Source organism: Microbacterium sp. 11MF, from assembly GCF_000383475.1.
Classification (GTDB): Bacteria; Actinomycetota; Actinomycetes; order Actinomycetales; family Microbacteriaceae; genus Microbacterium; species Microbacterium aquilitoris.
In genome coordinates this window covers 598,772-614,181 of the sequence record NZ_KB911459.1, presented here as the reverse complement: position 1 = coordinate 614,181, position 15,410 = coordinate 598,772, and the positions used below count along the sequence as shown (strand labels likewise).

Here is a 15,410-nt window from a genome sequence, read left to right as displayed (position 1 = left end):
GCTCCGACACGTCGTCGGGCGGGGCGTCTCGTTTCAGGCCGTGGCGTCGTCGGCCGGCAGCGGGAAGATCTGGTCGAGCAGCGTGCTCGTCCAGGCGACGAGGTCGGCATCGGCCAGAGCCTCTCCCCCGGCGGTCGGCAACGGCACGACCATGGCCTCGCCGCCCGACACGACCTTCGACTTCGGATGCAGCCGCTGCAGGCGCACGCGGATCGAGTCCGCGAGGTGCGCGGGCGCGATCCGGAGGTTCGGTCCCATCGCGACGACGTCGGACAGCCCCGACTGGGCGGCGCGACGCCGCAGTCGTGCGATCGCGATCAGGCCGTCGACCTCTGCGGGCGGCGTACCGTAGCGGTCGCGGAGCTCCTCGAGGACGAGGTCGATCGCGTCGGACGCCGCCGTGACGGATGCAGCCGCGGACAGCTTCTGGTAGGCCTCCAGACGCAGCCGCTCGCTGTCGATGTACGACTCGGGGATGCGCGCCTGAACGGGCAGCTCGAGGCGCAGCTCGGTGGGGCCCTCGGTGTCCTCGCCGCGGAATGTCGCGACCGCCTCTCCGATCATGCGGAGGTAGAGGTCGAATCCGACGCCGGCGATGTGGCCGGCCTGTTCCGCCCCGAGCAGGTTTCCCGCGCCGCGGATCTCGAGGTCTTTGAGCGCCACCTGCATGCCGGAGCCGAGGTCGTTGTTGACGGCGATCGTCTCCAGTCGGTCGGCGGCGGTCTCGCTCAACGGCTTGTTCTCGTCGTACAGGAAGTACGCGTAGGCACGCTCGCGGGCACGACCGACGCGGCCGCGCAGCTGGTGCAGCTGGGAGAGGCCGTACTTGTCGGCGCGGTCGATGATCATCGTGTTCGCGTTGGCGATGTCGAGACCGGTCTCGATGATCGTGGTCGACACGAGCACGTCCGCCCGGCGCTCCCAGAAGTCGTCGACGACCTGCTCGAGCGCGTGCTCACCCATCTGACCGTGGGCGACGGCGATGCGCGCCTCGGGCACGAGCTCCGCCAGCTGCGCGGCCACCCGCTGGATCGAGGAGACCCGGTTGTGCACGAAGAACACCTGTCCCTCGCGCAGCAGCTCGCGTCGGATCGCTGCGGCGATCTGCTTGTCGCTGCGGGGCCCCACGTAGGTGAGGATCGGATGCCGCTCCTCCGGCGGCGTCGCCAGCGTCGACATCTCGCGGATGCCGGTGACCGCCATCTCGAGCGTGCGCGGGATCGGGGTCGCGCTCATCGCGAGGATGTCGACGTTGGTCTTGAGCTTCTTGAGGGAGTCCTTGTGCTCGACGCCGAAGCGCTGCTCCTCGTCGATGATCATGAGGCCGAGGTCTTTGAAGGCGACCTTCTCGGTGAGGATGCGGTGCGTCCCGATGACCATGTCGATCGTGCCGTCGGCGAGCCCGGCGAGGGTGTCCTTGGCCTCCTTCGCCGTCTGGAACCGCGAGAGCGGACGAACCTTGACGGGGAATCCGGCGAAGCGCTCGGAGAACGTCTCGAGGTGCTGCTTGGCGAGGAGTGTCGTCGGCACCAGCATCGCGACCTGCTTGCCCTCCTGGATCGCCTTGAAGGCGGCGCGGACGGCGACCTCGGTCTTGCCGAAGCCGACGTCGCCCGAGAGCAGGCGGTCCATCGGGATCGGCTTCTCCATGTCGGCCTTGATCTCGTCGATCGTCTGGAGCTGATCCGGCGTCTCGGCGAACGGGAAGGCCTCCTCGAGCTCGCGCTGCCAGGGCGTGTCGGGACCGAACGCGTAGCCCTTCGACGACATCCGCGCCGAGTAGAGCTTGACGAGCTCGACGGCGATGTCGCGGACGGCCTTGCGGGCCTTGCCCTTGGCCGCAGCCCAGTCCGACCCGCCCATCTTCGAGAGCTGCGGCGCCTCGCCGCCGACGTACCGCGAGAGCAGGTCGAGCTGATCGGTGGGGACGTACAGCTTGTCGCCGGGGTGCCCGCGCTTGGAGGGCGCGTACTCGAGGACGAGGTACTCGCGCTTGCTCTTCACGGCGTTCCGCCCGCCCGACGACACCTCGCGCTGGACGAGTTCGACGAACCGGCCGATGCCGTGGGTGGAGTGGACGACGTGGTCGCCCGGTGTCAGCTGGAGCGGGTCGACGACGTTGCGCCGACGCGAGGCGAGCTTCTTCACGACGCGGTTGTCGCCGCCGATCGTCCGACCGTAGAAGTCGCTCTCGGTGAACACGGCCAGCTTCGCGTCGGCGAAAAGGAACCCGGCCTCGAGCGTCGCGACGGTCGACACGGCGATCCCCGCGTCGGGGACCTCGGTGATCGCCTCGGCGGTCCGCGCCGCGAGACCGCGCTCGGACAGGACGTCGCGCGAACGGTCGACGAGCCCCGCACCCGAGGCGGCGACGACGACGCGCCAGCCGGCACCGAGGAGGTTGCCGATGTGCTCGCTCGCCCCCTCGACGTTGCCCTGGAACGACGGGACGGCGGTCGCGGGGATCCGGACCGCGGCATCCGCACGTTCGACGAGGCCTTCCTCGGCCGCATCCGCCGCACCGGAGTCGAAGGTGCTGAGGCTCCACCAGACGCCGCCGCGGGCCGATGCCGCCTCGCGCAGCTCGGGCAGGGTCAGGAAGTCCCCCGCTCCGAGGTCGACGGGGCTGTCGGCTCCCGCCGTCGCGGCGCTCCAGGCGGCCTCGAGGAACTCGCGGTTCGTCTCGGAGAGGGTCATCGCGCGGGTCACGGCACGCTCGGGGTCGACGACCGCGACGGCGGCACCCTCGGGGAGGTAGTCCACGAGCGGCAGGACGGCGTCGGCGACGGCGGGGAGGAGCGATTCCATGCCCTCGACGGGGATGCCCTCGCTCATCTTCTCGAGCATGGTGCCGAGCCCCGGCATCCGATCCCGAAGGCCCGCAGCCCGCTCGCGCACGGCGTCGGTGAGGAGGAGTTCGCGACTCGGGAGCAGGGTCACGTCGCGCACGTCACCCGGCAGCGAGCGCTGGTCGGCGACCGAGAACGCACGGATCTGGTCGATCTCGTCGCCGAAGAAGTCGACGCGGTACGGGTGATCGGCGACAGGGGGGAAGACGTCGAGGATGCCGCCGCGCACGGCGAACTCGCCGCGGCGCGAGACCATGTCGACCCGGTGGTAGGCGAGGTCGACGAGGCGGTGGACGATGTCGTCGAGCTCGAGGCCGCGCGAGCCGAGCTCGAGCCGGACGACACCGGCATCCGTCAGTCCCGCCGCGATCGGTTGCAGCGCCCCGCGGACGGATGCCGTGACCACGAGGGGCGTGCGGCCGTCCCAGTCCGCCGCCTCTCGGAGGACGCTGAGGCGCCGGCCGACCGTCTCGGCGCTGGGGCTCAACCGCTCGTGCGGCAGCGTCTCCCATGCGGGCAGGTGCCGGACGGCGGCGTCGGGGAGGAGGCACTGCACGGCGGCGCCGATGCTCTCGGCGCGGCGCCCGGTGGGTGCCACGAGGAGCAGCACGGGAGGCCGACCCGACGCCACGCGGCGTTCGAGCAGCGCGGCCAGGAGCGGGGCATCGAGGCCCGTCACCGCCGAGAAGTCGACATCCGAGTCGGCGCCGTCGAGGGCCTCCCGGAAGCTGTCAGCCTGTTCGAGGGCGCGCACGATCCCGGGAATTGTCACCGGGGAAGTCTACGCGGCGCATCGGACATCGGATCCGCCGCGGTCGAGGCGACTCAGGCGCGCGGTGCGTGGTGCCGCTGCTGCGCGGCGAGCAGGCCTTCGTCGACGAGTTGCTCGACGGCATCCGCCGCATCCCCGATGGCGATGGGGAGGTTGGGCCGCTCGACGGCACCGAACGGGTCGAGCACCCAGTCCGCCGGATCCTGACGTCCGGGCGGGCGACCGATGCCGACGCGGACGCGCGGGAAGTCGGGGGTGCCGAGGGCCTTCGCGACGTCCCGGACGCCGTTGTGGCCGCCGTGCCCGCCGCCGACCTTGAGCTTGAGCGAGTCGAACGGGATGTCGAGCTCGTCGTGGACGACGACGACGCGCTCCGGGGGCACGGAGTAGAACGCCGCGAGCGCCGACACCGGACCGCCCGAGACGTTCATGAACGAGTTCGGTTTGGCCAGCACGAGCTTCGCCGCCCCCGGACGCAGCCATGTCTCGGCCACCCGCGCGTTCGCCTTGTGCGACCGCAGGGACTCGGAGCGTCGCCGCGCGAGCTCGTCGATCACCATCTGCCCGACGTTGTGACGGGTCGCCTCGTAGCGGGGTCCCGGGTTGCCGAGTCCCACGATCAGCCAGGTGTCGGCCATGGAGAGTCCTTCCGACGACGAAGCCCGTCGCAGCGGATGCGGCGACGGGCTTCGAACGGTGATGTCTTACTCGGCGGATTCCTCGGCGGGAGCCTCGTCGGACGATGCCTCGGCACCCTCCTCGGACTCCTCCGCCTCGTCCTCGACCGGAGCCGGCGGCAGGGCGACACCGACGATGAGCGTCTCGGGGTCGGTCACCAGAACCGCACCACGGGGCAGCGTCAGGTCGGCGGCGGTGACGTGCGCACCGTCCTCGAGGCCCTCGACCGAGACCTCGACGTTCTGCGGGATGTGGGTGGCCTCGACCTCGAGCGTCACCGTGGTGTTCTCGAGGTTCGCGATGGTGCCGGGGAACGGCTCGCCGGTCACCGAGACGGGGATGTCGACCTCGATCTTCTCGCCCTTCTTCACGACGAGGAGGTCGATGTGCTCGATGATCTGGTGCACGGGGTCCTTCTGGACGTCCTTGACCAGCGTGAGCTGCTGCTTGCCGTCGATCTCGAGCTCGAGCAGCGCGTTGGCGCGGCGGATGAGCAGCGCGACCTGGTGGCCGGGCAGCGCGACGTGGACGGGGTCCGTGCCGTGGCCGTAGATGACGGCGGGGATCTTGCCTGCAGCGCGCAGACGACGGGCGAAGCCCTTGCCGAACTGCTCGCGCAGCTCAGCGACGACCTTGGTGTCGGTCTCGGTCACCATGAGTGTTCTCCTTGCGGGCCTTCTCGGCCCAGTCGATCGGGGCCGGTACGGCCTCGTCTGTCGTCGGGGCCGATGCGGCCCAGACATGGTCTGTGGTTCGACTCGAACGCGTGCGCGTGAGGAAAGCCGCGAAGCCTGCTTCACCGCGTCGATCACGGATGCCGTGCATCCCTCGCCGAAGTTCGAACCGAGTCTACCAGCGCGGTGGATACGATGGAACGTCAGTCCCCCACGCCCGGAACACGGAGGAACCCATGGACTACGGATGGATGTCGCACGCACTGCTCTGGTTCGTCGGAGCTCTGAGCACCGTGACCGCCGTCTGCGTCGTCGGCGCCTTCTTCTCCCTCGGCCGCAGCTACAAGGACTGACCCCGTCACACGAGACTCCCCCTCCGGGCCAGCGGATACAGTGACCGGGAGGGGCTTCGCCGGTTCCGGCATCAACCCCTGATCCGCTCACACCTCACGCAGACCTGGAGCTACGCATGTCGTCGTCCCCCTCTTCCCCCGGACACTCCAACGACCAGGACCAGGCTCCTCACGAAGCCACCCGGCAGCACGAAGGGGCTCCGCAGCCCGAAGAGGTCGACCGTCCCACGCACCCCGAGGCGTCCGCCACGGGCAGCGACTCCGGTGAAGCCAACATCGGCGTCGTCGGTCTCGCGGTCATGGGCTCCAACCTCGCCCGCAACCTCGCGTCGCGCGAGGGCAACACGGTCGCCGTCTTCAACCGTTCGCGCTCGAAGACCGACGAGCTGATCGAGGCCCACCCCGAGGCCGAGTTCGTCCCCGCCTTCACCTACGAGGAGTTCGCCGCGTCGCTGCAGAAGCCGCGCACCGCGATCATCATGGTCAAGGCCGGAAAGCCGACCGATGCCGTCATCGACGAGCTCATGCGTGTGTTCGAGCCCGGCGACATCATCATCGACGGCGGCAACAGCCTGTTCACCGACACCATCCGTCGCGAGAAGGCGGTCTCCGAGGCGGGCTACAACTTCGTCGGCATGGGTGTCTCGGGCGGCGAGGAGGGCGCGCTGAACGGCCCGTCCCTCATGCCCGGCGGTCCCGACGAGGCGTGGGTCACGCTCGGCCCGATCCTGAAGTCGATCGCCGCGGTCGCCGAGGGCGAGCCCTGCGTCACCCACATCGGCCACGACGGCGCCGGCCACTTCGTGAAGATGGTGCACAACGGCATCGAGTACGCCGACATGCAGCTCATCGCCGAGGCGTACGACCTCATCCGCCGCGGCACCGGCAAGACGCCCGCCGAGATCGCCGACGTCTTCGAGGAGTGGAACCGCGGCGAGCTCGAGTCCTACCTGATCGAGATCACCGCCGAGGTTCTCCGCCAGACGGATGCCACCACCGGCAAGCCCCTCGTCGACGTCATCGTCGACCAGGCCGGCGCCAAGGGCACCGGCGCGTGGACGGTGCAGACCGCCCTCGACCTCGGCGTCCCCGTCTCCGGCATCGCCGAGGCCACCTTCGCCCGGTCGCTGTCGAGCCACCGCGAGCAGCGCGACGTCGCCGGCGAGCTCCCCGGCCCCTCCTCCGAGGACTTCACCGTCCCCGACGCGGACGCCTTCATCGAGCAGGTCCGGCTCGCCCTCTACGCCTCGAAGATCGTCGCGTACAGCCAGGGCTTCGACGAGATCCGCGCCGGTGCCGCCCAGTACGGCTGGAACATCGACCTCGGAGCGGTCAGCAAGATCTGGCGTGGCGGCTGCATCATCCGCGCCCAGTTCCTCAACCGCATCGCCGACGCGTACGACGAGCAGGCCGATCTCCCCGTCCTGCTGACGGCGCCCTACTTCGTCGAGGCGCTCGGCCGCACCCAGGATGCCTGGCGCGAGATCGTGCGCGTGTCGGCGGCCGCCGGCATCCCGGCTCCCGCCTTCAGCTCGTCGCTGGCGTACTACGACGGCCTGCGCGCCGACCGCCTGCCGGCCGCCCTCATCCAGGGTCAGCGCGACTTCTTCGGCGCGCACACCTACAAGCGCATCGACAAGGACGGCACCTTCCACACCCTGTGGTCGGCTGATCGGACCGAGGTCGAGGCCGAGGACACCCACTGAGCCGCAGCGATACGGCGCTGCGGGTCCACCGCGTCGCCGCGCGCGTCGTCCTCGCGATCCTCACGGGCCTCTACGCCTGGATGGTCGCGTGGATGACGCTGCGCGCGGCGCCGTACGGCTCCGACATCGCCTCGGGTCTCAACCGGCTCCTGGCGTGGTTCGCCGAGCGGCCGTCGACCGCGTGGATCACGTTCGACCGCGTCGAGTTCGGTGCCAACGTGGCCATGTTCGTCCCGCTCGGGGTGATCGCGGTGCTGTGGTTCGGCGTGCGCGGCTGGTGGGCCGCTCCCCTCATCGGCGCGCTCGCGAGCGCGACGATCGAGACGCTCCAGGCTCTCCTGCTCGATGCGCGCGTGGCGGACGTGCGCGACATCATCGCGAACGCCCTCGGGTCGGTCATCGGGATGTGCCTCATGCTGCTGCTCGCCTTCCTCCTCTCACCGCCGAACCCGCGTCGGTACGAGGAATCCCGAGCGTGACCGAAGCGAAGGCATAGCCCGCTCATAGATATGTCATGAGAATGGAATCATGACGATGCCTGCCCCCCTGCTCCAGCGCCCCGACGGCTCCCCTCTGCGCGTCCTTGTCGTCGACGACGAGCAGATGCTCACCGATCTGCTCTCGATGGCCTTGCGCATGGAGGGGTGGGAGGTCCGCACCGCCGGGTCGGGGTTCGACGCGCTGAACGCCGCGCGCGAGTTCGCGCCGGACGCGATGGTGCTCGACATCATGATGCCCGACCTCGACGGGATGTCGGTGCTGCAGCGCCTGCGCCAGGCCGGCGACGACGTGCCCGTCCTGTTCCTGACGGCGAAGGACTCGGTCAGCGACCGCGTCGCCGGCCTCACGGCGGGCGGTGACGATTACGTCACCAAGCCGTTCAGCCTGGAAGAGGTCGTGGCGCGGCTGCGCGGCCTCATGCGGCGGGCCGGGGCATCCGCCGGCACGGCCGACCCGATCCTCCGCGTCGGCGACCTGACCCTCAACGAGGACTCGCACGAGGTGTTCCGCGGCGACGACGAGATCGAGCTCACCGCCACCGAGTTCGAGTTGCTGCGCTACCTGATGCGCAACCAGCGCCGCGTCCTGTCGAAGGCGCAGATCCTCGACCGGGTCTGGAACTACGACTTCGGCGGTCGCTCGAGCGTCGTCGAGCTGTACATCTCCTACCTCCGCAAGAAGATCGACGCGGGCAAGGAGCCTCTGATCCACACCGTCCGCGGCGTCGGCTACATGATCAAAGCGAGCCAGTGAGCAGCAGCCCCCGCCGCCGTCGGCACCGGTGGAGTCTGCAGGCACGGCTGATCACCGCCGTCGTCTCGTTCGTCTCGGTCATCCTCATCACCGTCGGCCTCGGCACCGGGACGGTCCTCGAATCCGTCCTGCGCGAGAACCTCGACGCGAAGGTGACGCGCGCGCAGGACTCGCTCGTCATCGACTTGAACAGCCGCGCCGAGGCCATCCTCAGCCGCAGCCGGCAGGAGCGCGGCACCCTGCTCATCGTCAACAACATCGCCGGGCCGAGCGCGGCGTACGTCGACGACGAGGGCGACGTCCGCACCCTCAACATCGGCCGTATCGCCAGCACCCCGCTCGACGAAGCCGGCTGGGCGGACGCGAACGTCGAGGGACTCGGCGACTACCGCCTGCACGTCCAATCGGCACCGTATTCGAGCATGACCACCGGGCTGCCGACCTCCGAAGTCACGAGCGTGAGCGCACGGATCGTCACGACCGTGGCGCTGCTCACGACCGGCGGGCTGCTCGTCCTCGCCGCGATCATCGCGCTTCTCATCCGTCGCGCCCTCGCCCCCCTCCGTTCGGTCGCTGCGACCGCCTCCCGCGTGGCGGCGATGCCCCTCTCGGAGGGGACGGTGCGTATCTCCGAGCGCGTCCCCGACGAGGACACCGACACCCATACCGAGGTCGGCCAGGTCGGTCACGCCCTCAACACGCTGCTCGACCACGTCGAGACCTCCCTCGCCGCACGCCAGCGCAACGAGGAGCGCATGCGGGCGTTCGTCGCGGACGCGAGCCACGAGCTCCGGACACCGCTCGCCTCGATCCGGGGATACTCCGAGCTGTCGCTGCGTGGCATCCGTCAGGCCGAGTCGTCTGGGACGGCGGCTCCCGGCATCGTCGCCGAGACCACCCGGGAGTCGCTCGAGCGCATCCAGGCGCAGTCGCTCCGGATGACGGCGCTCGTCGAAGACCTCCTGCTGCTCGCCCGCCTCGACGAGGGGACGGAGCTCGTCTACAGCGCCGTCGATCTCACCCGCCTCGCCGTCGAGGCCGTCTCGGACGCCCGCGTCGCGGGCACCGACCACGAGTGGGTCCTGGACGTCGCGGACGAACCGGTCATCGTCGCCGGTGACACGGGGCGCCTGCACCAGGTCGCCGCGAACCTCCTGGCCAACGCCCGCGTGCACACCCCTGCGGGCACCCGCGTGACGACGACGGTGGAGACCCGCGACGGCGAGGCCGTCCTGCGCATCCACGACGACGGTCCCGGTATCGACCCCTCGATCGTCGACGACCTGTTCGAGCGCTTCAGCCGCGCGGATTCATCGCGCGCCCGCCAGACCGGCGGGACGGGCCTCGGTCTCTCGATCGCCCGGGCGATCGTCACCGGCCACAGCGGGCGGATCGTCGTGGCATCCGAACCCGGTTCGACGACCTTCGAGGTGCGTCTCCCCGCCCGGCCCGACTCCCCCGCCGACTCGTCGGCAGCGTAGCCCCCGCCCCTCAGGGGGGTAGCAACACGTGAGGTCCCACTCCGGCCGGGAATCGAGACGGCTTTCCCGGCCGGAGTGGGACCTCACGCACGCGCCGCGGGCTCAGTACCCGCTGAACGCGTCGGTCGTGATCGACTTCGCCCGCTCGAGCGCGGGGGTCAGCGTCGCGATGAGGGCGGGCGGGCCTGACACGTACGCGTGACGCCCGGCGATGTCGGGCACGAGACGCAGGAGGCTCCCGGCGTCGAGTCGTGCCCCGCCGCCCCACGTCCACCCGACGGGCAGGTGAGCGGGCTCGTCGCGGGTGATCACGATGACCGGGATGCCGGCCGCCTCGAGGTCCTCGCGGAACGCGAGCTCCTCGCTCGCAGACGCCACGTAGACGAACACGACGTCACGACTCTCCTGCGTGAGCCTGATGTGCCGCAGCTGCGACACGAACGGCGTCACGCCGATGCCGGCGGCGACCATGAGGACGGGCGCGTCGGTGCGGCGCGGAAGCACGAAGTCCCCCCAGATGCCCGTGATCGCGAGCTCGTCGCCGGGCTCCACCGTGGCGATCGCCTTCTTGTAGCTCGACTGGGATCCCTCGCGCATCGCGATCTTGACGAGCGGCAGTTCGGCAGGTGAAGAGAGGATGCTGAACTCCCGCCGCGTGCCACGGGAGTCCGCGCGCGCATGCGGGACTTCGAGCTCGAGGTACTGACCCGGCGCGAAGCGAACGGGACGCTCGGTTCGGAAGCTGTACTCGCGGATGCTCGGCGTCACCGCCGTCCGCTCCACGATCGTCAGCCGGACAGCGGTGCGCATCGCGAAGACGAAGGCGACCAGGTTGCCGATGAGGAGCGCACGCTCCTGACCGAGCGTGATGGCACCCAGCGAGATCGGCCATCCCGCCAGCACACCGACCACCGCGGCGACGGTGAACTGCTGCCAGCGTCGCGGCGGCAGCGTGAGGGGCTCGGACAGCATGAACGCGCCGAGGAAGAGGAAGGGCGAGGACAGCACGAGGCTCGTGAACGTCATCCCCGGGTCGAGGGCGAAGCCCGCAGCCTGCGCCTGCACGATCGTGCGGACGAGCCCCACCGCGATCGCGATCACGAGGAACAGTCCCACGACGCGGACCTTCTCGGTGCGGACCAGGACCGCCAGTCCCAGCAGCAGCACCGGTACGACGAGCGCGGGGCTCCCGACCCACCAGGCCGATGCACCGAGGTCGGGGGCCCAGATGCTGACGATGGTGAGTGCGGTCGCTCCGGCGGCGGCCGGGTTGAGGATGTGACGTCCCTGCCAGGCGATGACGTACTTCGACAGCGACGCGATCGCGCCGGCGATCACGAGGCCGAGCAACGCCAGCGGCTCGAGCGAGGGCCGCAGGACGAACACCAGGATGAGTGCCGTGATGAGGGCCGACTCGATGCGCCACGGCCGCCGGACGATCCGCTGGGCGACCGCGTCGACGGCCGCGATCGACACCGCGAGGACGGCGACCGACACGATGAGCGCGAGGGGGTCGACCGACACGGCGCCGGTGAACGAGAGCACCATCGCGATGACGGCCAGCGCGGACAGCGCGAGGAGGACCAGGCGGTACATCGACAGCCGGCCGAGGACGCCGAGGAGACGATTCCAGGTGGCACTGAGGGACGAGATCACGAGAACAACTCCGCTTCGCATTGGGGGGACCACTCGACGGAGCCGTCGGTGCGCATCCGCACCCACCCGACTCCCCATTCAGCGGCCAGCTGGGGGCCGCCGTCGAAGAACAGCGCGGTGGCGGCGGCATCCGCCGTCATCGCATCGTGCGCCACGGCCCAGGTGGCCGCGTATTGCCGTACCGGCTGGCCGGTGCGGGCGTCGAGGACGTGATGGAGACCCTCGCCCCACGCGCGTCTGTTGACGGCGGAGGCGCAGAGGGCGGCATCCGTCACCGACCAGACCCCGATCGCCACGGAGGCGTCGTACGGGTGCTCGAGGGCGATCCGCTGGGTCGTGCCTCGGATCGCGATGTCGCCGCCCGCATCGACGACCGCAGCGCCGGCGGGCACCCGCGTCAGGACGAGGTCGGCGAGCCGGCCCTTGCCGAGAGCGCCGACGTCGAGCAGGGCGGGTTCGGCGAGGCGCAGGGTGCCGTCCCACCACGTCACCGATCGCCGCCAGTCGGGCGGAGCCGCCACGGCTCCACGGTCGACGAGCGAGTAGGTCGCGTCGTATCCGCGGCGGGCGAGGCTCTCCCCCACGAGGGGGTTCACCGCACCGGAGGTGGCGGCGTCGAGGGCGTCGTAGGCGTCGAGCATGGCGGCCGCGTCAGCGGGCGCCGGTACCCCTCCTCCCGTCTGCGACAACCGCGTCACGAGCGAGTCGGCACGGAAGCGCGACCAGTCGCGGTCGAACGCGCCGATGGCGTCCGTGATCTCATCACGGACGCCATCGTCGAGAGGGGAAGCGGCGTCGATGCGCCAGAGCGTCCCGATCGCCTCGAACGCCCAGGAATGGGCGAGGGGCGCGGTCGGGATCATGACGCGGCTTCGGTCCGGATCTCCTTGACCGCCGCGTTGAACCCGCCGCTGGTGAGCGACGAGCCGCCGACCTTGTCGACCGTGAGGTCGGCGAGCTTCTTGCCGACGGCGACATCCTTGATGCCCCCGATGAACTCGCCCTGGTACCTCTTGGATTCCTGAGCTTGCGGCTCACCGGTGACCTCGACGTCGGTCACCACGTCGGACGCGACCGTCAGGGTGACCGAGATCTTCTCGATGGTCTCGGGGGTCTGATAGGTGCCGTCAGCCGTGTAGGTGCCGTCCGTGAAGCTGCTGGACCCGCTCGACGACCCGCTGCCGGCGTCGGCCGAGGCGGCCGGATTCTGCGAGGCGGTGCCGGAGTCGGCGGTGGACGTGGTCTGGCCCGCGCATCCGGCGAGCAGAGCGAGGCCTGCGACGGATGCGGCGGCTGCACCGACGCGGAGCGGTCGGGGTACGGCTGTGGTGCGGATCATGAGTGGTCCTCCTTGGGTCGTGCCCGCCCGGTCTGGAGCGAAGGGCGATGACTCCAGGAAATCGATCCCGGACATGGCGATGCTTGCAGAAGCCTATGCATCGGCTGACAACGAAGGCCGCCCGGTGAACGAGACGCTACCGGACGGCCGACGGATGAGGAAGATTCAGGCTGCGCCGTCGAACATGCTGGTGACGGAGCCGTCCTCGAACACCTCGCGGATCGCGCGGGCCAGCAGCGGCGCGATCGGAAGGATCGTGAGAGCGGGGAACCGCTTCTCGGCGGGCAGCGGGACCGTGTCGGTGACGACGACCTCATCGATGGAGGGGTCCTGCAGGCGCTCCACGGCGGGGTCGCTGAAGATCGCGTGCGTCGCGGCCACGATGACACGCTCCGCGCCGTTGGCCTTGAGGGCCTGCGCCGCCTTCACGATGGTGCCGCCGGTGTCGATCATGTCGTCGACGAGCAGGCACACGCGGCCCTCGACCTGACCGACGATCTCGTTGACCGTGATCTGGTTCGCGACGTTGGGGTCGCGACGCTTGTGGATGATGGCGAGGGGCGCGCCCAGGCTGTCGGACCAGGTGTCGGCGACGCGGACGCGTCCGGTGTCGGGCGACACGACGGTGAGCTTCGCGCGGTCCTCGGTAGAGAGGGTGTTCTCGAAGTACTCGAGGAGGACGGGCTTGGCGAACAGATGGTCGACGGGACCGTCGAAGAAGCCCTGGATCTGCGCGGCGTGCAGGTCGACGCTCATGACCCGGTCAGCGCCCGCGGTCTTGAACAGATCCGCCACCAGGCGCGCGCTGATCGGCTCGCGCCCGCGGCCCTTCTTGTCCTGCCGGGAGTACGGGAAGTACGGCGCGACGACGGTGATGCGCTTCGCGGATGCCCGCTTGGCGGCATCCAGCATGATGAGCGTCTCCATGAGCCACTCGTTGACCGGCGGACCGAAGCTCTGGATGAGGAAGAAATCGCACCCGCGGATCGAGACCTCGAAACGGGTCAGGATCTCGCCGGAGGCGAAGGTGCGGTGCTCCGTGGGCACCAGCTGGGTGCCGAGGGCTGCGGCGACCTCGGTCGACAGCTCCTCGTGCGAGCGTCCCGACGCGACGACGAGACGCTTCTTGGTCTTGGCCACCAGTCCCGGCGCGATTCCGCGCTCGGTGTCGAGGTCAACCGTGTGCTGCTTCTTGCGACCCATCGCCAGCTTCCTGTGCGGACCGGACACGAGCGGCGGCTTCTGCCGCTCCCGTTCCCGGTCGATTGTTCTCGACCCACCCCGCGACGTTCCGCTGGGGGGCGATGCTGAGGGCGAGGGCGCCGGCCGGGACATCCTTGCGGATCACGGCTCCTGCACCCGTCTTCGCGCCCTCACCGATCCTAACGGGCGCGACGAACACGTTGTGCGAGCCGGCGTGGACTTCGTCGGCGATCTCGGTGCGGTGCTTCGAGATGTCGTCGTAGTTCGCGGTGATCGCCCCGGCGCCCAGGTTCACATTGCGGCCGATCGTCGTGTCGCCGACGTAGGACAGATGCGGGACCTTGCTGCCCTCGCCGATCGTGGAGTTCTTCGTCTCGACGAAGGTGCCGATCTTGCCGCGTTCGCCGAGCTCCGTGCCCGGGCGGACGTAGGCGAAGGGACCCACCGTGGCTCCCGCGCCGATGACCGCGAGCGTCGCGTCGGTGCGGGTCACGGTCGCTCGCGCGCCGATCTCGCAGTCCACGAGGCTCGTATCTGGCCCGATCGTCGCGCCCTCCGACACGCTCGTGGAGCGGAGGATGTGGGTGTTCGGCAGGACGGTGACGTCGGGCGCGAGGGTCGCGGTCACGTCGATCCAGGTTGTCGCCGGGTCGAGGACCGTGACCCCCTCGAGCTGCCACCGGCGGACCGTGCGGGCGTTGAGGAGGCGTCCCACCTCGGACAGCTGCACGCGATCGTTGACGCCGTACGTGACGGTGACGTCCTTCGCGACGGATGCCGCGACCCGCCCGTCCGCGCGACGCAGGAGCGCGACGATGTCGGTGAGGTACTTCTCCTGCTGCGCATTGTCGGTGCCGACGTGGGGCAGGTGCTGGCGGAGCGCCGCGGCGGCGAAGACGTACATGCCCGCATTGACCTCGGCGACGGCGGCCTCGTCGGGCGAGGCATCCTTCTGCTCGACGATGCGGGCGACGCTGCCGTCGCTCTCGCGGATGATGCGGCCATACCCGGTCGGGTCGTCGACGACGGCGGTCATGAGCGTCGCCCCCGCACGGACGGCGCGGTGTTCGGCGACGAACGCGTCGAGCGTGTCGACGTCGGCGAGCGGGCAGTCGCCGCTCAGGACGAGGACGTCGCCGTCGAAGTCGTCGAGCGCGTCGAGGGCCACCTCGACCGCGCGGCCGGTGCCGGGGACCTCGTCCTGGTCGACGACGACCACCTCGGGCGCGACGCCGAGCACGGCGTCGGCGACCAGGTCGCGCTCGTGGCGGACGACGACGACGACGTGCGCGGGAGCGAGGTCGCGGGCGGTGTCGAGCACGTGGCCGACGAGCGGGCGCCCCCCGATGCGGTGCAGCACCTTGGGGAGGGAGGACTTCATCCGCGTGCCCTGGCCGGCGGCGAGGATGACGACGGCGAGGCGCGGATCGAGGTTGTCGGTCATG

Annotated in this window: 12 protein-coding genes; 4 read left to right on the top strand and 8 right to left on the bottom strand. The window is 70.2% G+C overall.

Features of this window, described 5'->3' with window-relative positions:
* Positions 1–33: 33 nt before the first annotated feature.
* The 3 genes from mfd to H286_RS0102920 all read right to left on the bottom strand — a co-directional run bounded on the left by mfd (position 34) and on the right by H286_RS0102920 (position 4,955).
* Complete coding sequence (mfd, locus tag H286_RS0102930; RefSeq protein ID WP_020097048.1) at positions 34–3,621, bottom strand: transcription-repair coupling factor; 3,588 nt, start codon at positions 3,619–3,621, stop codon at positions 34–36.
* 53 nt (positions 3,622–3,674) lie between these two features.
* Entirely contained in the window at positions 3,675–4,259 is a 585-nt protein-coding gene (pth, locus tag H286_RS0102925) for an aminoacyl-tRNA hydrolase (protein ID WP_018188356.1), read from the bottom strand.
* Positions 4,260–4,325: 66 nt separating this feature from the next.
* Positions 4,326–4,955, bottom strand: a complete 630-nt coding sequence (locus tag H286_RS0102920) for a 50S ribosomal protein L25/general stress protein Ctc (RefSeq protein ID WP_020097047.1) — start codon at positions 4,953–4,955, stop codon at positions 4,326–4,328.
* 487 nt (positions 4,956–5,442) lie between these two features.
* Between H286_RS0102920 and gndA the strand changes: the two genes are divergently transcribed.
* From gndA to H286_RS0102895, 4 genes are all read left to right on the top strand, one after another.
* Entirely contained in the window at positions 5,443–7,032 is a 1,590-nt protein-coding gene (gndA, locus tag H286_RS0102910; RefSeq protein WP_020097045.1) for an NADP-dependent phosphogluconate dehydrogenase, read from the top strand.
* Positions 7,033–7,112: 80 nt separating this feature from the next.
* Positions 7,113–7,511 (top strand): VanZ family protein, encoded by a 399-nt coding sequence (locus tag H286_RS0102905; RefSeq protein WP_081630826.1) that lies wholly within the window; start codon positions 7,113–7,115, stop codon positions 7,509–7,511.
* 49 nt (positions 7,512–7,560) lie between these two features.
* Entirely contained in the window at positions 7,561–8,286 is a 726-nt protein-coding gene (locus H286_RS0102900) for a response regulator transcription factor (RefSeq protein ID WP_018188361.1), read from the top strand.
* Positions 8,283–9,767: a sensor histidine kinase gene (locus H286_RS0102895; RefSeq protein ID WP_020097043.1), complete on the top strand. Its 1,485-nt coding sequence runs from the start codon at positions 8,283–8,285 to the stop codon at positions 9,765–9,767. Before H286_RS0102900 ends, H286_RS0102895 begins: the two co-directional genes overlap by 4 nt.
* A 102-nt stretch (positions 9,768–9,869) precedes the next feature.
* Here the strand turns inward: H286_RS0102895 and H286_RS0102890 are convergent, their stop codons facing one another.
* From H286_RS0102890 to glmU, 5 genes are all read right to left on the bottom strand, one after another.
* On the bottom strand, positions 9,870–11,423 hold the full coding sequence (locus H286_RS0102890; RefSeq protein WP_020097042.1) for an FAD-dependent oxidoreductase: 1,554 nt from the start codon (positions 11,421–11,423) through the stop codon (positions 9,870–9,872).
* On the bottom strand, positions 11,420–12,286 hold the full coding sequence (locus H286_RS0102885) for an FAD:protein FMN transferase (protein ID WP_020097041.1): 867 nt from the start codon (positions 12,284–12,286) through the stop codon (positions 11,420–11,422). Before H286_RS0102885 ends, H286_RS0102890 begins: the two co-directional genes overlap by 4 nt.
* Positions 12,283–12,762, bottom strand: coding sequence for an FMN-binding protein (locus H286_RS0102880; protein ID WP_020097040.1), 480 nt, complete (start codon positions 12,760–12,762; stop codon positions 12,283–12,285). Before H286_RS0102880 ends, H286_RS0102885 begins: the two co-directional genes overlap by 4 nt.
* 165 nt (positions 12,763–12,927) lie before the next feature.
* Complete coding sequence (locus H286_RS0102875; protein ID WP_020097039.1) at positions 12,928–13,965, bottom strand: ribose-phosphate diphosphokinase; 1,038 nt, start codon at positions 13,963–13,965, stop codon at positions 12,928–12,930.
* Positions 13,937–15,409 carry a bifunctional UDP-N-acetylglucosamine diphosphorylase/glucosamine-1-phosphate N-acetyltransferase GlmU gene (glmU, locus tag H286_RS0102870; RefSeq protein WP_020097038.1) on the bottom strand — a complete coding sequence of 491 codons (1,473 nt, stop codon included), beginning with the start codon at positions 15,407–15,409 and terminating at the stop codon, positions 13,937–13,939. The genes H286_RS0102875 and glmU overlap by 29 nt, the downstream gene beginning before the upstream one ends.
* Position 15,410 lies beyond the last annotated feature (1 nt).